19 protein-coding genes are annotated in these 15,716 nt (G+C 63.3%); 10 read left to right on the top strand and 9 right to left on the bottom strand.

The genetic code is table 11. The features are described 5' to 3' along the window. Position 1 precedes the first annotated feature (1 nt). Positions 2-727, bottom strand: coding sequence for a TVP38/TMEM64 family protein (locus DC363_RS11265; protein WP_108641249.1), 726 nt, complete (start codon positions 725-727; stop codon positions 2-4). Between the two features lie 292 nt (positions 728-1,019). Between DC363_RS11265 and rpmH the strand changes: the two genes are divergently transcribed. The 3 genes from rpmH to yidD are packed head-to-tail and all read left to right on the top strand — an operon-like array spanning position 1,020 to position 1,791. Beyond that, positions 1,020-1,154 carry a 50S ribosomal protein L34 gene (rpmH, locus tag DC363_RS11260; protein ID WP_108641248.1) on the top strand — a complete coding sequence of 45 codons (135 nt, stop codon included), beginning with the start codon at positions 1,020-1,022 and terminating at the stop codon, positions 1,152-1,154. A 17-nt stretch (positions 1,155-1,171) separates the two neighbouring features. Beyond that, on the top strand, positions 1,172-1,561 hold the full coding sequence (gene rnpA, locus DC363_RS11255) for a ribonuclease P protein component (protein WP_108641247.1): 390 nt from the start codon (positions 1,172-1,174) through the stop codon (positions 1,559-1,561). An 8-nt stretch (positions 1,562-1,569) separates the two neighbouring features. Then, complete coding sequence (gene yidD, locus DC363_RS11250; protein WP_108641280.1) at positions 1,570-1,791, top strand: membrane protein insertion efficiency factor YidD; 222 nt, start codon at positions 1,570-1,572, stop codon at positions 1,789-1,791. Here yidD and DC363_RS11245 read toward each other — a convergent pair. After that, entirely contained in the window at positions 1,788-2,519 is a 732-nt protein-coding gene (locus DC363_RS11245) for a phosphatase PAP2 family protein (RefSeq protein WP_108641279.1), read from the bottom strand. The two genes, yidD and DC363_RS11245, sit on opposite strands and share 4 nt — an antisense overlap. A gap of 105 nt (positions 2,520-2,624) precedes the next feature. On the opposite strand from DC363_RS11245, the gene ttcA reads away from it, so the two are divergent. The 7 genes from ttcA to DC363_RS11210 all read left to right on the top strand — a co-directional run bounded on the left by ttcA (position 2,625) and on the right by DC363_RS11210 (position 8,806). Then, a complete protein-coding gene (gene ttcA / locus DC363_RS11240) occupies positions 2,625-3,482 on the top strand; it encodes a tRNA 2-thiocytidine(32) synthetase TtcA (RefSeq protein WP_108641246.1) in 858 nt (285 codons plus the stop codon). A 156-nt stretch (positions 3,483-3,638) separates the two neighbouring features. Continuing rightward, positions 3,639-5,420 (top strand): membrane protein insertase YidC, encoded by a 1,782-nt coding sequence (yidC, locus tag DC363_RS11235; protein ID WP_108641245.1) that lies wholly within the window; start codon positions 3,639-3,641, stop codon positions 5,418-5,420. Next, complete coding sequence (locus tag DC363_RS11230; protein WP_108641244.1) at positions 5,420-6,163, top strand: MOSC domain-containing protein; 744 nt, start codon at positions 5,420-5,422, stop codon at positions 6,161-6,163. Before yidC ends, DC363_RS11230 begins: the two co-directional genes overlap by 1 nt. Beyond that, on the top strand, positions 6,164-6,814 hold the full coding sequence (gene yihA, locus DC363_RS11225) for a ribosome biogenesis GTP-binding protein YihA/YsxC (protein WP_108641243.1): 651 nt from the start codon (positions 6,164-6,166) through the stop codon (positions 6,812-6,814). It abuts the gene before it with no gap. Positions 6,815-6,840: 26 nt separating this feature from the next. Then, a complete protein-coding gene (gene argB / locus DC363_RS11220; protein ID WP_108641242.1) occupies positions 6,841-7,707 on the top strand; it encodes an acetylglutamate kinase in 867 nt (288 codons plus the stop codon). After that, positions 7,704-8,330: a ferredoxin gene (locus tag DC363_RS11215; RefSeq protein WP_108641241.1), complete on the top strand. Its 627-nt coding sequence runs from the start codon at positions 7,704-7,706 to the stop codon at positions 8,328-8,330. Before argB ends, DC363_RS11215 begins: the two co-directional genes overlap by 4 nt. Continuing rightward, the gene (locus DC363_RS11210) at positions 8,315-8,806 is read left to right on the top strand and encodes a SixA phosphatase family protein (RefSeq protein ID WP_108641240.1); all 492 of its coding nucleotides are present in this window, start codon (positions 8,315-8,317) and stop codon (positions 8,804-8,806) included. Before DC363_RS11215 ends, DC363_RS11210 begins: the two co-directional genes overlap by 16 nt. Here the strand turns inward: DC363_RS11210 and DC363_RS11205 are convergent. The 7 genes from DC363_RS11205 to crcB form a co-directional block, all read right to left on the bottom strand. Then, a complete protein-coding gene (locus DC363_RS11205) occupies positions 8,803-9,594 on the bottom strand; it encodes an amino acid ABC transporter ATP-binding protein (RefSeq protein WP_108641239.1) in 792 nt (263 codons plus the stop codon). The two genes, DC363_RS11210 and DC363_RS11205, sit on opposite strands and share 4 nt — an antisense overlap. A gap of 11 nt (positions 9,595-9,605) precedes the next feature. Further along, positions 9,606-10,922: an amino acid ABC transporter permease gene (locus DC363_RS11200; protein WP_108641238.1), complete on the bottom strand. Its 1,317-nt coding sequence runs from the start codon at positions 10,920-10,922 to the stop codon at positions 9,606-9,608. Between the two features lies 1 nt (position 10,923). After that, positions 10,924-12,201, bottom strand: a complete 1,278-nt coding sequence (locus DC363_RS11195) for an amino acid ABC transporter permease (RefSeq protein ID WP_108641278.1) — start codon at positions 12,199-12,201, stop codon at positions 10,924-10,926. Positions 12,202-12,344: 143 nt separating this feature from the next. Beyond that, on the bottom strand, positions 12,345-13,361 hold the full coding sequence (locus tag DC363_RS11190) for an amino acid ABC transporter substrate-binding protein (RefSeq protein WP_108641237.1): 1,017 nt from the start codon (positions 13,359-13,361) through the stop codon (positions 12,345-12,347). 214 nt (positions 13,362-13,575) lie between these two features. Further along, a complete protein-coding gene (locus DC363_RS11185) occupies positions 13,576-14,286 on the bottom strand; it encodes an ATP12 family chaperone protein (protein ID WP_108641236.1) in 711 nt (236 codons plus the stop codon). Then, on the bottom strand, positions 14,283-15,323 hold the full coding sequence (locus DC363_RS11180) for an RluA family pseudouridine synthase (protein ID WP_108641235.1): 1,041 nt from the start codon (positions 15,321-15,323) through the stop codon (positions 14,283-14,285). Before DC363_RS11180 ends, DC363_RS11185 begins: the two co-directional genes overlap by 4 nt. Further along, the gene (crcB, locus tag DC363_RS11175) at positions 15,320-15,694 is read right to left on the bottom strand and encodes a fluoride efflux transporter CrcB (protein WP_108641234.1); all 375 of its coding nucleotides are present in this window, start codon (positions 15,692-15,694) and stop codon (positions 15,320-15,322) included. The genes DC363_RS11180 and crcB overlap by 4 nt, the downstream gene beginning before the upstream one ends. Positions 15,695-15,716: the final 22 nt, after the last annotated feature.

Genomic DNA, 15,716 nt, shown 5'->3' with positions numbered 1-15,716 from the left:
GTTAAAGACCTTTCTTGCCGCGTAAAGTTTTGAGCAGAACAGGTAGGGCAGCCAACAGACAAAGCCCGAGAATCGGCAGCAGAATATGCGGTTCGAAGATCACGCCAAGATCCGGGGTCTCGCCTGCGGCGAAGACCTCGCCCAGCCCTGCCCCCACCGACGTATAGACCACGGCACCGGGAATGATGCCCAGAAAGGTCGAGACCGCGAAGCGGAACAGCGACACGCCCACGACCGACGGGATGAGATTGGCCAGAAAGAACGGCACCGCCGGCACCAGACGGATCAGGAACAGCATCGACCACTGATTCTCGTCGATGCCGTCCTTGATCTTGCGCACCAGCCCGTCCGAGCCTTCAAGCCGTCGGGCCATCTGCGCGCCGAAACCCCAGCGCGCCGCCAGAAAGATCGCAACCGCGCCAAGGGTGGCCGCAACGACGTTGAACAGCGCACCGGGAAAGAGCGAGAACAAGAAGCCCCCGGTCAGGGTCATGATCGTGGCCCCGGGCAGGCTGAAGGCCACGATAACTGCATAAAGCGCCACGAAGCCCAGCGCGGCCAAGAAGTAATGGCTGTCGCGAAAGGCAAGCAATGCCTCGCGATTCTGCGCCAGCGCGTCGAAGCTGAGCGAATCGCGAAAGAAAAACGCGCCCAACACCGCGACGACGCCGATCAGGATGATGGGCAGACGTCTGAGGATTTGGCTGGCATGGGTCGTATCGGTCATCGGGTGCGCCTTTGGCTTTTTGGTGGCTTTGCCAGATGGACGTTGCAGACGCCCGCACGGAACCGTAAATGCGCCAAGCTCACGCTGCATTGATCCGGGGTGAGCGTTTCACGTCAATTGTTGCAGCCCTGCGCGGGCTCTGGCAGGACACAGCGCGGGAAAACCGCCCCCGGGCCGGATTTTCCGCGCCAGTTGCGTTGACAGGCTGGCCCGCCCCCCCTATGAGACGGGCTTCGAGATACAACAAGGCTCGAATCCGTATCGGGTTCGCCATCACAACCGGAGAGACGCCATGAAGCGCACATTCCAGCCATCCAACCGCGTTCGCAAGAACCGTCACGGTTTCCGCGCCCGTATGGCCACCAAAGCCGGCCGCAACATCATCAACGCACGTCGCGCCAAGGGCCGCAAGTCGCTGAGCGCCTGAGCGCGGCGCGGGGTCGCATGACTTCGCACGTTGACAAAGCCGAAACCGCCGGAGCATCGCTCGCGGCGGTTTTTCCGCGTCTTGAGGTGATGCGCAAGCGGGGGGACTTCGTCGCCGCGTCGAAGGCCCGCTATCAGACCGCGCCCGGCCTGATCGTGCAGATGCGCGACCGGGGCGACGGCGATCCGCGTGTGCGCGTGGGCTTCACCTGCTCCAAAAAGGTCGGCAACGCGGTGGCCCGCAACCGTGCCAAACGCCGCCTGCGTGAGGTTGCGCGCCTTGACCTGCCTGCGCTTGCCAAGCCCGGCCATGATTATGTGCTGATCGGTAAGAAAGACGTCACCGCCACGCGCGACTTCGATGCTTTGCGCGCGGATTTTGCCAAGGCGCTTGGCAAGATGCGATGAGCGGGCGCATGACCCCCCTCGCCTTTCTGGCCTCATTGCCGATCCGGTTCTACAGATTGGTGTTCTCGCCCTGGGTCGGCCACGGATGCCGCTTCCATCCGACCTGTTCCGCCTACGCGATGGAAGCTTTGCGCAAACATGGCGGCGTCAAGGGCACGGCGCTGACCGTCCGGCGGGTGCTGCGGTGCAATCCATGGGGCGGCTCGGGCATCGACAACGTGCCCGACTAGCGCTCACCCCCCTCGCCCATCCGGCCGCGCCGGACCGCCGAGCGCCACGAGATCAAGCGCGTGCCCATGTAGCACAGCACCGCCCAGAACGCGCCGCCGAGCCAGCCTGCGGCCACGTCCGTGGGCCAATGCACCCCCAGATAGACGCGGCTGATCCCCACCAATAGCGTCATCAGGATCGCCACGGTCATCACATAGAACCGCATCCGGGCCGAGGGCTGCGCCCGCGCCAGCAAGACGCCCAGCGTCAGGTAACAAACCGCCGCCATCATCGAATGGCCGGACGGAAAACTCGAGGTGTGGACAAGCGAGCCATGGGGCACGAGGTCGGGGCGCGCGCGGTCGAAGAAATTCTTGGCGAAACTCGAAAGAAGGATCCCGCCGCCGACAGCGACCCACAGATAAAGTGCCTGCGCGAAACGCATCCGCAGCGCGAAATAAACGCCGACCACGACCGTCAGAAGGGTCAGCACCGCCACACCACCCAACGCGGTAAGGTCGCGGCCCATCTCTTCCAGCCACCACGGGCCGATCGGGTCGGACAGGTCGCCCGCATTGCGCAACAGCAGCAAGATATCGCGGTCCAGCGCCGTGGTGCTGCCCTCGACCACCTCTTCGACGAGTTCGGCCAGCAGCCAGAACAGGCTGATCGCCAGGCCAAGGATCACGAGCGACGCAATCTCGATATGCGCTCGGATATAGGTCCACAAATCGTGCAGTCGCTGCATCCCGTCCCCCGCGGTTTTCTTCCCCACGACACCTAATGCAACGGGCGCGGGCGGCAAGCGCTTCGGGTCTTGTCCGGTCGCCTGCAGGACTGTATTGCCGCGCCCATGCGAGATGACGCCGACGATATCCACCCGCTGTTCCACGGCGCCCCGAAGACCACCGAGTTCAAGAAACTCCGCAAACGCATCGTGCAAAACACGCGCGAGGCGATTGCGGCCTACGGCATGGTCAACGACGGCCCGCGGCAAAAGTGGCTGGTGTGCCTGTCTGGCGGCAAGGACAGCTACACGCTGCTGGCCGTCCTGCACGAGCTTCAGTGGCGCGGCCTTCTGCCCGTCGATCTGCTGGCCTGCAACCTCGATCAGGGGCAGCCGAACTTCCCGGCGACGGTGCTGCCCGCCTTTCTTGAAGAGATGGGCGTGCCGCATCGAATCGAGTATCAGGACACCTACTCCATCGTCATGGACAAGGTGCCCGCCGGCCGCACCATGTGCGCGCTGTGTTCGCGTCTGCGGCGGGGGAACCTCTACCGTATCGCGCGCGAGGAAGGTTGCTCGGCGGTCGTTCTTGGCCACCACCGTGACGACATCCTCGAAACCTTCATGATGAACCTGTTCCACGGCGCACGGCTTGCGACAATGCCGCCGAAACTGGTCAACGAAGAGGGGGATCTGTTCGTGTATCGCCCGCTGGCCCATGTTGCGGAGGCGGACTGCGAATCTTTTGCGACGGCAATGGGTTACCCGATCATCCCCTGCGACCTTTGCGGTTCTCAGGACGGATTGCAGCGGCAGCAGGTCAAGGCGATCCTGGACGGCTGGGAACGCAACACGCCGGGGCGGCGCAACATCATGTTCCGCGCGCTCATGAATGCCCGGCCCTCGCACCTTTTGGACCCGAAGCTGTTCGATTTCGCAGGCCTGTCCCTGCGCGACACCGACGGGTCCGACGACGCCGCCTGATTGCCCGCCCCGATATCGCCGGGGGCGGACCGCCGCCAGCGCCACGGCGCTGCCGCGCGCGACACTTGTGCAAAACAAGGGAAAACCGCTTGACCTTTGGGGTCGCGACCTATTGAACCAGCCTGATATTTCAATGGCAGTTTCAGGCGGCTCTCAATGGACGACCAGAACAAGAATCTCATCCTCGCAACAGCGCTCAGCTTCCTGGTGATCCTGGCATGGTTCGTTCTGTTCCCGCCGCCCCCGGTTGAGGATGCGGTCGAACCCGACGTCGTGGTCGCTGCCGATGGCACCGTGCTCGAGGTTGAGGCGGACGCCCCCGACGATGTGCCGAACCCGTCGCTTCTGGCCCCCGAAGCCGTCGAGGACGCCATCGGCCAGACCGAGCGCGTCGCCATCGACAGCCCCAGCCTGACCGGTTCTCTTTCGCTCATGGGTGGACGCATCGACGATCTGAGCCTCAAGGGCTACCGCGAAACCCTTGAGCCCGACGCGGACCTTGTCCGCCTGCTGGCCCCTGTCGGCACGGCGGCGCCCTATTACGCGCTGCACGGCTGGGTCCCCTCGGTCGGCGCCACGCGCGAGCAGGTGCCCGGCCCCTCTACGCAATGGACCGTGGAATCCGGTGAGAGCCTGTCGCCCGGCTCGGACGTCACGCTGGCTTGGGACAATGGCGCGGGTCTGACCTTCCGCAAGACCTTCTCGGTCGATGACGAGTTCCTGTTCACGGTCACACAATCGGTCGAGAACACCACCGGCAGCGAAGTCGCCCTGCGCCCCTACGGCATCGTCGCCCGCCACGGAGAGCCGGATCAGATCGGCTTCTTCATCCAGCACGAAGGTGTCGTGCGGATGTCCGATGGCTCGATGGAAGAAATCGACTACGACGACATGCCAGACCTGACCACCGAGGAAGGCCGCGTCGAAGTCGCCGAGAACGGCTGGATCGGCTTTTCCGACCAGTATTGGATGACCGCGCTGATCCCCACCCCGGGGCGCGAGTTCCGCTCGACCGCGAAGTCGGTCAATGACATCTACCAGATCGAGACCGTCTATCCGATGATGACGGTTCCCGCCGGTGAGACGCTGGCCGCAAGCTCGGCGTTCTTCGCCGGTGCGCAGGAATGGGAAGTGATCCGCAGCTACCAGAACGATCTGGGCATCGACCGTTTCCTCGACAGCATCGACTGGGGCTGGTTCTTCTTCCTGACCAAGCCGATCTTCGCCGTTCTGCACTGGCTCAACGGGCTGATCGGCAACATGGGCTGGTCGATCATCGCGCTGACCTTCCTGATCAAAGCGCTGCTGTTGCCGCTGGCCTACAAATCCTACGTCTCGATGGCCAAGATGCGTGAGCTTCAGCCCGAGATGCAAAAGCTCAAGGAAAGCGCCGGTGACGACCGCGAGAAGCTGCAAAAGGGCATGATGGCGCTTTACAAGGACAACAAGGTCAACCCGGCCTCGGGCTGTCTGCCGATCCTGATGCAGATTCCGATCTTCTTCTCGCTCTACAAGGTGATCTTCGTCACCATCGAGTTGCGCCACGCGCCCTGGATCGGCTGGATCAACGACCTGAGCGCACCGGACCCGTCGTCGCTGTTCAACCTGTTCGGGCTGCTGCCCTGGGATGCGCCTGCGCCCGAAAGCTTCCTGTCGCTGGTCTTCATCGGGGTGATGCCGATTGTGCTCGGGGTCTCCATGTGGCTGCAGCAAAAGCTGAACCCGGCCCCCACGGACCCGACGCAGAAGATGATCTTTGCCTGGATGCCATGGGTGTTCATGTTCATGCTGGGCAGCTTCGCCAGCGGGCTTGTGCTCTACTGGATCGCGAACAACACGATCACCTTCATGCAGCAGTACGCAATCATGCGGTCGCAGGGGTTCAAACCGGACCTGTTCGGCAACATCACCGGACGCCGGAAGCCGGACGCCGAGTGATGGGGACCGTCGCGCAGATCTGGCGACACCCGATCAAAAGCCACGGGCGCGAAGCGATTGACGCGACCCATCTCGCGGCGGGCAAGTGCCTGCCGTGGGACCGGCATTGGGCGGTGGTGCACGAGCGCACGAAGTTCGACGGTGAAAACTGGGCCATGTGCCGGAACTTCATGATCGGCACGCTGACGCCCACGCTGGCGGGCATCTGGGCCGAACTGGACGAAGCCACCGGCCGGCTGACCCTGCGGCACCAAGACATCGGGTCGGTGACTTTCGATCCCGACACCGAAGAACACCTGTTCCTTGACTGGGTGACGCCGCTTTGCCCGCCCGAGCGCGACATGCCTGCCGCCATCGTCAAGGCCGAGGGGCGCGGTATGACCGACAGCGCTTTCCCTTCGATCTCGCTCATGAACCGCACCAGTCACGCCGCCGTGGAGCAGGCCCATGGCGCGCCGCTTGAACAGGAACGCTGGCGCGGCAACATCTGGCTGGACGGGCTTGCCCCCTGGGCAGAAGAGCAGTGGATCGGCAAGACGATCCGCATCGGCGGTGCCACGCTTGAAGTGCGCGAACCGATCCGGCGCTGTCTGCACACGGCGGCCAACCCGGCGTCCGGCGATCGCGACGTTGACACCATCAGCGTGTTGAAAACCGGCTTCGGACATCAGAATTTCGGTGTATATGCGGTGGTGACACAGGACGGCCCCGTGGCCGTCGGCGATGCAGCAGAGGTGCTTTGAATGCAACTTCCCTTCCCTGAGGCCGCAGCGCCTGATGACGAGATGCGCGAAGCGGGGCGCAAGATGTTCGCCGGCGAGACCGAGTTCGTCAAAGGCGTCGTCGCCATGGACGGCCTGCCCGACCCCGACCGCCCCGAGGTCTGCTTTGCCGGACGGTCCAACGTGGGCAAATCCAGCCTGATCAATGCCCTGACAGGCCGCAAAGGGCTGGCGCGCGCGTCGAACACGCCGGGGCGCACGCAGGAAATCAACTATTTCACCGTGGGTGAGAGCCACTACCTCGTCGATCTGCCGGGCTACGGCTATGCCAATGCGCCGCTTGCGGTGGTGGAGAAATGGCAACGGCTGCTCAAGAACTACCTGCGCGGGCGCGTCACCCTGCGCCGCGCCTTCGTGCTGGTCGACGCCCGCCACGGGATCAAGCCCGTCGACGAAGAGATCATGTCGCTGCTGGCTTCGGCTGCGGTGACGTTCCAGTGTGTCATGACCAAGACCGACAAGCTGAAGAAAGGCGAGTTGGACAAGGTCCTCGAACAGGTGCGCGGCAAGCTGCAACAGTTCCCCTCGGCCTATCCCGAGCTGGTCCTGACATCCTCGGAAAAGGGCGACGGCATCGAGACGTTGCGCGCGATCATCGCGGGGATAGACTAGCCCCTTCGCCGCCCCCGGAATCAGGCATGAGAGAGCAAGACATGAACCGCGACTGGATCGCCACCGCCGCCACGCTCAGCGCGGCCCTGCCCTATCTTCAGCGCTACAACGACGCGATTGTTGTCATCAAGTTGGGCGGTCACGCCATGTCTTCCGACGCCGCGATGGAGAATTTCGCCCGTGACGTGGTGCTGATGCAGCAGGTTGGCGTGAACCCCGTCATCGTTCACGGCGGCGGGCCGATGATCAATGAGATGCTTGAGAAGCTGGAGATCACCTCGGACTTCGTGAACGGCAAACGGGTGACGGACGAGGCGACCGTCGAAGTAGTAGAAATGGTGCTGTCGGGTCGCGTCAACAAATGGATCGTCAACGCGATCAACCGTCAGGGCGGCCGCGCCGTGGGGCTGTCGGGCAAGGATGCGAGCCTGATGACCTGCGTTCAGGACGCGCCCGAACTGGGTCTGGTGGGCACGCCGGCCGAGGTCGACACCAGCGTTCTGCGCACCTTGTTCGACGCCAACGCCATCCCGGTCATCGCGCCCCTTGGCGCGGGCCGGAACGGCGAGACCCTGAACGTCAACGGCGACACGGCCGCGGGCGCGATTGCGGCGGCGCTGACGGCGGACCGTTTGCTGTTGCTGACCGATGTGCCCGGTGTGATGGACGCCGAGAAGACGGTGCTCACAGATCTGACAAGCGATCAGGTGATCGAACTGACGGCGGCAGGGGTGATTGCGGGGGGGATGATCCCGAAGACGCAGACCTGTCTGGAGGCCCTGCGCGGCGGCGTCCGTGCGGCGGTCATTCTCGATGGTCGCGCGCCCAATGCCTGCCTGCTTGAGCTGTTCACCGACCACGGCGCGGGCACGATCATCCGCGCGGCAAAGTGACACTGGCCGAGGTTGCGACGGCCGCCGCCGCCGTCCACCTGACGCCGCTGGGCGGGCTTCATGACGAAGGCGGCACGACGATTCTTCTTGGCCCGCTAGAGCCCGGGTTCTGGGGTTTCGTGACCCGCCAGCCAGCTTTTTACGGCCCCGATCCGCTCGACCATTGGTCCGACGTGACGATCACCGCCCTTGCCGACGAATTGGACGCGCAGGCATGTTTTCCATTTGGCGGTCCGCCCTACCATCCCTTCATCACTTGGGCCCTGCGCAGTGGTGAGGCCTGGCAAAGCCCCGTGGGTCTGCTCGTGCACAAGGACGCAGGGTTGCTGGTGTCCTATCGCGGCGCGCTTCGTTTTGAGCGCAGGCTGGACCTGCCCGCCGCTTCCGCGCGCCCCTGTGACACCTGTGCGGGGCAGCCCTGCCGCACCGCTTGCCCGGTCGGCGCCCTTGGACCCGGCGGCTATGATGTGCCACTGTGCAAGACACATATCGGCACCGATCCCGTCTGCCGGGCTGCCTGCCGTGTGCGCATGGCCTGCCCCGTCAGTCAGCGCTATGGTCGGGATCAGGCGCAGACCGCGTATCATATGGAGGTTTTCCACCCGTCATGCCCAAACGACTGATTCTGATGCGTCATGCCAAAGCCGGCTGGGACGGACCGCACCTCTCCGATATCGAACGGCCTCTGAACGCGCGCGGGCGCGCCGATGCGGCGCGAATTGGCGCGTGGCTGCGGCAAGAGGGGTATTTGCCCGACGCGGTGCTGTGCTCTGCGGCCACCCGCACGCGCGAAACCCTGTCGCGGCTGGGGGTTGAGGCCGAGACGGAGTTCCTGCAGTCGCTCTATCTTGCGCCAGAGCAAGTGATGCTCAAGGCGTTGAAGGCCGCGCGGGCTGATACGGTTCTGATGTTGGGGCACAATCCCGGCATCGGCCTGTTCGCGCAGGATGTGGTCGCCGAAGCCCCGTCGCATCCGAAATTCCGACGTTACCCGACGGCGGCGACACTGGTCTGCGACCTGCCCGTAAACGATTGGGCCGACGCGGTTCCCCGGTCGGCCCAAGTGGTTGATTTCATCGTCCCGAGGGACCTGCCCTAGTGGCCGAGGATCTGGCTCAGGAACAGCTTCGTCCGCTCTGACTGCGGGTTGTTGAAGAACTCTTCGGGCTCGTTCTGCTCAACGATCTGACCCGCATCCATAAAGATCACGCGGTTGGCCACCTGACGGGCGAAGCCCATTTCGTGGGTGACGCAGATCATCGTCATCCCCTCTTCCGCAAGCTCGATCATCGTGTCGAGAACCTCCTTGATCATCTCGGGGTCAAGCGCCGACGTCGGCTCATCGAACAACATGATCCGTGGCCGCATGCAGAGTGACCGCGCGATGGCGACCCGCTGTTGCTGACCGCCGGAAAGCTGACCGGGGTATTTGTCGGCCTGCTCGGGGATCTTCACCTTCTCGAGGAAATGCATCGCGGTTTCTTCAGCTTCACGCTTGGGCGTCTTGCGCACCCAGATCGGGGCCAGCGTGCAGTTCTCGAGGATCGTCAGGTGTGGGAACAGGTTGAAGTGCTGGAAGCACATGCCAACCTCGGAGCGGATCTTGTCGATGTTCTTGAGGTCCGAGGACAATTCTGTCCCGTCCACCACGATCGAGCCTGCCTGATGCTCTTCCAGGCGGTTGATGCAGCGGATCAAGGTCGATTTGCCGGACCCGGACGGCCCGCAGACTACGATCCGTTCCCCGCGGTTCACGGTCAGGTTGATGTCGCGCAGAACGTGGAACGTGCCGTACCACTTGTTCATATCGGTGATCTGGATCGCGACCTCGTCAGAGACCGTCATGGCGTCGCGATTGATCACGCGGTTGGTTGCAGTGTCAGACATTTAACGTCTCCTTAACGGTGTTCGCGCTGGAGTTTTTTCTCCAGATAAAGTGAATAGCGGCCCATGCTGTAGCAGGCGATGAAGAACATCAGACCGATGAAGACGAACAGCTCCCAATAGATGCCGTTCCATTCGGTCGAGGCGCGGATCGCGCCGGCGATGCCCAACGGATCGAAAAGGCCGATGAAGACCACCAACGTGGTGTCCTTGAACAGGCCGATGAAGGTGTTCACGATCCCGGGGATCGAGATCTTCAACGCCTGCGGCAGGATGATCAGCCGCATGGACTGCCAGTAATCCAGACCGAGTGAATCCGCGCCCTCATACTGGCCCTTCGGCAGCGCGGCGAGGCCCCCGCGCACCACCTCGGCGATATAGGCCGAGGAGAAGAGCGTCACCATGATGATCACGCGCAACGTCAGATCGAAGTTGGTGCCGCGCGGCAGGAAGTAGTTCAACAGCAGTTGCGCGGTGAACAGCCAGACGATCAGCGGCACGCCGCGGATCACCTCGATAAAGACAACGGCCGAAGTCTTGATGATGAACAGGTTCGACTGCCGTGCGAGCGCCAGCAGGATGCCCAGTGGCAGCGACAGGATGATCGCCGAAAGGCCGATCACCACTGACAACATGAACCCGCCGAAGGCCCGGCTCTGAACCTCTTCGATGCGCAGGGGGATCACATCCGCCATCGCGGCGGCCAAAGGTCCGGCGAGAAAGATCCAATAGAGGATCGGCAAGACGATCGCCGCGATGATCCCCGCCAGCGGGCTCAGCGCCTTGCCGACAAGGACCATGGCCAGATAGCCCAGCACGAAGCCCAGCGCGATCATCACCGGAAACCAGACCGATCCACCCCAGAGCAGCCAGAAGCAGACAAAGGGCACCGCCGCCGAGACCAGCAACATCTGCCGCGGCAGGTTGGCGAAGAGCACGGGCGCGATGCCCACAAGGAACAGCGCCAGTGCGAGGATCGGCCGCCAGTAGAGTTCGGACGGGTAATAGCCGAAGACAAGCTGGTGCCAGCGCGCGGTGAGGACCGCCCCGCAGGCGCCGTCATGGCTCGACAGCCCTTGCGCCGCAAGGATTTCGCGGCATTCGGTCAGCGACTCCGCGTCCCAGACCGAATTGAGGAGCCACGGAATGATGGCCGACAGGACCACGAAGATGATGTAGAGCGAGACGATGGTGAGGATCGCGTTGATCCAGCTTGAGAACAGGTTCTCGCGCATCCACTTGATGACGCCCGTCTCGGCCAGGGGCGGCTCGCGCTCGGGCAGCATCGTCTCGCGGACGTAGCGAACGGTTTGTGCATGGGTATCCGACATCCTATCGCTCCATCAGCTTTGTGCGGTTGTTGTAGTAGTTCATCACCGCAGAGATGATCAGCGACAGACTGAGGTAGAACCCGCCCAGCAGCAGCATGCCCTCAAGCTCGCGCCCGGTCTGGTTGATGGTGATCCCGCCCAGCGTGGCGCGCACGTCCATGTAACCCACGGCAATCGCCAGCGACGAGTTCTTCGTCAGGTTGAGATATTGCGAGATCAGCGGCGGCACGATGACACGCATCGCCTGCGGCAGGATCACGAGGTTCATGGTCCGGTTCGGACGCAGCCCCAGCGCAAAAGCGGCCTCGGACTGGCCCTTGCTGACGGCGAGGATACCGGCGCGGACGATCTCTGCGATGAAGGCGCCGGTATAAAGCGACAGGGCCAGCCAGAGCGCGATGAGAGAGTTCCGCAGGAAAATCCCTTCGGTGAAGTTGAACCCGCGCAGATACGGCTGCGAGATGGTCGCCCCCAGCAGCAGCAGAACAATGCCCAACGGCACGAAGAAGATCGCGACGTTGGGCCAGAGCGTGTTCGGACGCTCACCGGTGGCCTGCTGGATGCGGTTGGCGCGGGCGGAGACGTAGCGCATGGCGATGATCGAGGCGATGACGACGCCGATGATCACCAGCCAGTCGACCAAGCCGGAGGCCAGCGGAGGCATCCCCTCTTGCGGGGCGACGGCTTCGTTGCCGCTCAGGCTGTTGGTGAAGCCCACGCGCGGGATATAGGTGCCGCGTCCGGTGATCGCCACGCTGTCGAAGACGGACATCGAAGCTGCGGGATCCTCACCCCGGAAGTCGCGCGGTTGTGGCAATCCTTCCGACAGGAACGCGAAGATCAAAACGATCCAGAGCAGCAGCGGGATGTTGCGGAAGCCTTCGACATAGACCGCCATCAGACGGCTGATCACCCAGTTCTTGGACAGACGCAGCACCCCGACGAAGACGCCGATGATGGTCGCGGCCACGCAGCCCAGAAAGGCCACCAGCAAGGTGTTCAGGATGCCGACCAGCGCCGCGCGTCCGTGGCTCATCTGGTTGTCGTATTCGATCAACATCTGGTTGATGTCGTAGCCGGCGGGCTGGCCCAGGAAGGCAAAGCTGAAGGTCTTGCCGGATTCTTCGAGGTTCTCGACCGTGTTGTTCACCAGCCAGGTGAGCGCCGCAACGATCAGGACCAGGGCAACGACCTGGATCGTGATCGAGCGATAGCGTGTGTCGTAGATAAGTTGACTGAACCGAAAGCGATCTTTCGGTGGATCGGTGAGCGTTGTCATCCGCATACTCCCTCGCCCTTGTCGGGCTACTGTAAGACATCTTCGGGTCGGTTGATCCGGCCGCTCGTGTCTTTACGATATTATTTTCTTACGTCTTTAGGGCGAAAGGGCGCGATCTTGGATCGCGCCCCTTGCAGTGATATTTAGCGGAACGGCGGTGCGTAAATCAGGCCACCGTCCGTCCACTGGGCGTTCAGACCCCGTGCAAGACCGATCGGCGTGCTTTCACCGATGTTCTTTTCGAACAGCTCACCGTAGTTGCCGCCCGCCATGATGGCGCGCTTGGCCCAGTCCGAATCGAGCCCGATCATCGCGCCAAGCTCACCTTCGGTGCCCAGCAGGCGGTTGATCTCGGGGTTGTCGGTGCCGGCGGACAGCTCTTCGATATTGGCTGAGGTGATGCCGAGCTCTTCGGCGGCGATCAGCGCGTTGAGCGTCCAGCGGGCGATATCACCCCATTCGTTGTCACCGTGACGGACCAGCGGGCCCAGCGGCTCTTTCGAGATGATCTCGGGCAGCAGAACGTGATCGCCGGGGTTCTCGAAGGTCGCACGGGTCGCGGCGAGGCCCGAGGCGTCGGTGGTGTAGACGTCACAGGCACCGGCCAGATACTGCTGCTGGGCTTCTGCGTTCGTTTCGATCGGCACAGGCTCATACGAGATGTTGTTGGACCGGAAGAAATCCGCAAGGTTCAGCTCGGTCGTGGTGCCGGTCTGGATGCAGACCGTCGCGCCGTCGAGGTCCTTGGCCGAGGAGACGCCCAGTTCACGCGGGGCCATGAAGCCCTGACCGTCGTAGTAGTTCACGCCGACGAATTCGAACTTAAGGTCGTTGTCGCGCGAGAAGGTCCAGGTGGTGTTCCGGGCCAGCAGGTCGATCTCACCCGAGGCGAGGGCCGTGAAACGGGTCTGGCCGGTCGTCGGCACGAATTCCACCGCCATCGGATCGTCGAGAACCGCAGCCGCAACCGCGCGGCACACGGCCACGTCGAAGCCCTGCCATTCGCCGTTCGCGTCGGGGGTCGAGAACCCGGCGAGACCAGTCGAAACGCCGCAGTTCAGGGTGCCACGCGCTTTGACGTCGTCGAGTGTGCCGGCAGCAGCCGCACCGGCAGCAAGACCTGCAACGGTCAGCGCGCCGAGGAATACTGATTTTTTCATTAAGATACCTTCCTGAGTTCACCCGCGTATGTCGCGGGTATATTATTGTCCGACCCGTCAGGGTCGGGGCGATGAACGCAAGTCTCCTTGCGCAACGGCTATGAGTGTGAGGATTAACAGGCCTACGTCAAGAGGCCGAACCCTTGAAACGCCATAAAAAAGCAGGCCAAAAGGCCCGCTTTCCAGCTCGTACCAGGCATTTGGCCCGCGCGCGTCAGTCGGCAATCATCCCGTGCAGGGCGGCCGCATGATGAAAGGCCCTTTGTTTTACTTCGGCCATCTGCGCTGCGGTCTCATCCTCGCCCCATTGTTCGATCTGCCAATCCTCATCCACGCGCGAGAGGTCCCACGCCTCGGCGGCGGTCAGACGACGTTGCGTCACGGCCAGAGCCAGAACGAGAGAGCCGGACAGAGCCACCAGATCGTGCAACGCGGTTAGCTCGAAAGCATCGGCGGCATAGAGCGGTGCTGCGAGGTTTTTCACTGCCTGCGGGGATTGCTCCACCGGCATGACGCCCGTGGTGATCTGCAGGCGCGCGTCATAGGTGTCAGAAGCCCAGTCGAGCAGCGGGTCCCATTGCGCGGCCTGCCGGGCGACCAGCGCCTCGGGGCTTTCGGCGCGGTAGCACAGAAGGTCGCTTTCGCCGTAGGCCGCGAGCATCGCCGCCACCTCGTCGAACTGCGGCGTCACCTTGTCATGAGCCGAATTCGCCGCGCGGGTGAACGGCATCACCTCGGGGTTGATCGCCCCCTCCACTGCGCGCCATTCCTCGGCCACGGCATCGGCAACGCGCCGGTTGGGCAGCACCAGCAACGTCTTGGCCGGCGTCTTGACCGGACGCCCGTCCAGATGGACCGCAAAGCCGCCATCGACCGGTTCGACGGAAACCTCGGTCCAGAATCGTTTGGCGGCCCATTCACTCATAGCAGTCCCTCAAACGGGCTGTCCGGCGCGTGGCTTTCCTTCCAGCCGAAGAAGTCCCACGAATGCTGCATATGCGGCGGCAGCGCGGCCTTGATCCACAGCTCCTTGCCGGTTTCGGGATGTTCGATCCGCAGCGACCGCGCATGCAGGTGCAGCTTGCGGCCGATCTCCTCGCCCATGCCAGCGCCCCATCCGTCGCCCAGGTTTTCCTGTGCGACCGAACCATATTTGGCATCCCCGACAATCGGATGGCCGATCTCGGCCATATGGGCGCGCAGCTGGTGGGTCCGTCCGGTCACCGGCGTCAGCGCAACCCATGCGGTGCGGTCAGCCAGCGAGGTCAGCACCGTGTAATCGGTATGGGCGCGTTTGGCCCCTTCGACCTTGTCGACGTCGCGCGGATGCAGACACTGCATCTTTTCGTTGTCACCGCGTTTGCCCGCGCCGCCCTGTTTGACCAGCGCGTATTTCACCGAGCCAAGCTTGGGGATCGGCACGCCCGCGACCAGCGCCCAGTAGATCTTTTCGGTGTTGCGATGGCGGAACGCCTCGGTCAGGGCCTTTGCCGCCATGCGCGTGCGGGCAAGGATCAGCACCCCCGAGGTGTCCTTGTCCAGCCGGTGGACCAAGCGCGGCTTCTCGTCATAGTCGAACTTCAACGCCTCGGCGAAGCCGTCCACGTGGCGGGTCTGCTTGCTGCCGCCCTGCGTCGGCAATCCGGCGGGCTTGTTCAGCGCGATGACGTGGTCGTCCTTGTAGATCACGCAGCCCTGGATCAGCTTGATGTCGGCGGCGGACATGTCGCGCGGGCGGTTGTCCACCTCGTTCGGATCGGGCAGTGGCGGGATCCGCACCTGCTGGCCCACTTCGACCCGCGTGCTGGACTTCACCCGCCCGCCGTCGACGCGGATTTCCCCCTTGCGGCACATCTTTTCGATCCGCCCCTGCTGCAGGTGCGGAAAGCGCCGTTTGATCCAGCGATCAAGGCGCTGGTCGCCCTCATCAGGGCCGACGTGAAGGGTTTGAACGCGGCTCATGCCAGCACTCCTCGCATGATGAAAGCTCCCGCGACAAGCGCGGCGATGGACAGAACGACGGACAACACGACATACAGCGCGGCCTGCCCGACCGCGCCCCGTTCGAACAGCATAAACGCCTCAAGCGAGAATGCCGAGAAGGTCGTGAACCCGCCCAGAACCCCCGCGATCAGGAAGGGGTGAAACTGCGTCAGGAGCTTTTCCCCCAGATAGACCGTAATCAGCCCCATCAGGAAAGACCCGGCGATGTTCACCGCGAGCACGCCCAGTGGAAAGGCCCCTGCGGGACGCGTCAATGCCAGGCCCACGCCGTAGCGGGCCGCAGCACCAAGGGCGCCGCCAAGGGCCACATGAAAAACAGTCGGTATCATAGGCGCGTCATATGCCGCTGGC

Source organism: Thalassorhabdomicrobium marinisediminis (genome assembly GCF_003072065.1).
GTDB lineage: Bacteria > Pseudomonadota > Alphaproteobacteria > Rhodobacterales > Rhodobacteraceae > Octadecabacter > Octadecabacter marinisediminis.
Note: the sequence above shows the minus strand (reverse complement) of the source record. Positions and strands in the feature narration are given on the sequence as shown.

Excerpts from the sequence above, each read along its gene's own strand:
- DC363_RS11185 (WP_108641236.1), bottom strand. The coding sequence starts at position 14,286 with ATGAGTGAATGGGCCGCCAAACGATTCTGGACCGAGGTTTCCGTCGAA.
- argB (WP_108641242.1), top strand. The coding sequence starts at position 6,841 with ATGAGAGAGCAAGACATGAACCGCGACTGGATCGCCACCGCCGCCACG.
- DC363_RS11210 (WP_108641240.1), top strand. The coding sequence starts at position 8,315 with ATGCCCAAACGACTGATTCTGATGCGTCATGCCAAAGCCGGCTGGGAC.
- DC363_RS11200 (WP_108641238.1), bottom strand. The coding sequence starts at position 10,922 with ATGTCGGATACCCATGCACAAACCGTTCGCTACGTCCGCGAGACGATG.
- ttcA (WP_108641246.1), top strand. The coding sequence starts at position 2,625 with ATGCGAGATGACGCCGACGATATCCACCCGCTGTTCCACGGCGCCCCG.
- DC363_RS11230 (WP_108641244.1), top strand. The coding sequence starts at position 5,420 with ATGGGGACCGTCGCGCAGATCTGGCGACACCCGATCAAAAGCCACGGG.
- DC363_RS11265 (WP_108641249.1), bottom strand. The coding sequence starts at position 727 with ATGACCGATACGACCCATGCCAGCCAAATCCTCAGACGTCTGCCCATC.
- crcB (WP_108641234.1), bottom strand. The coding sequence starts at position 15,694 with ATGATACCGACTGTTTTTCATGTGGCCCTTGGCGGCGCCCTTGGTGCT.
- yihA (WP_108641243.1), top strand. The coding sequence starts at position 6,164 with ATGCAACTTCCCTTCCCTGAGGCCGCAGCGCCTGATGACGAGATGCGC.
- DC363_RS11195 (WP_108641278.1), bottom strand. The coding sequence starts at position 12,201 with ATGACAACGCTCACCGATCCACCGAAAGATCGCTTTCGGTTCAGTCAA.
- rpmH (WP_108641248.1), top strand. The coding sequence starts at position 1,020 with ATGAAGCGCACATTCCAGCCATCCAACCGCGTTCGCAAGAACCGTCAC.
- DC363_RS11180 (WP_108641235.1), bottom strand. The coding sequence starts at position 15,323 with ATGAGCCGCGTTCAAACCCTTCACGTCGGCCCTGATGAGGGCGACCAG.
- DC363_RS11205 (WP_108641239.1), bottom strand. The coding sequence starts at position 9,594 with ATGTCTGACACTGCAACCAACCGCGTGATCAATCGCGACGCCATGACG.
- DC363_RS11245 (WP_108641279.1), bottom strand. The coding sequence starts at position 2,519 with ATGCAGCGACTGCACGATTTGTGGACCTATATCCGAGCGCATATCGAG.
- DC363_RS11190 (WP_108641237.1), bottom strand. The coding sequence starts at position 13,361 with ATGAAAAAATCAGTATTCCTCGGCGCGCTGACCGTTGCAGGTCTTGCT.
- yidD (WP_108641280.1), top strand. The coding sequence starts at position 1,570 with ATGACCCCCCTCGCCTTTCTGGCCTCATTGCCGATCCGGTTCTACAGA.
- yidC (WP_108641245.1), top strand. The coding sequence starts at position 3,639 with ATGGACGACCAGAACAAGAATCTCATCCTCGCAACAGCGCTCAGCTTC.
- rnpA (WP_108641247.1), top strand. The coding sequence starts at position 1,172 with ATGACTTCGCACGTTGACAAAGCCGAAACCGCCGGAGCATCGCTCGCG.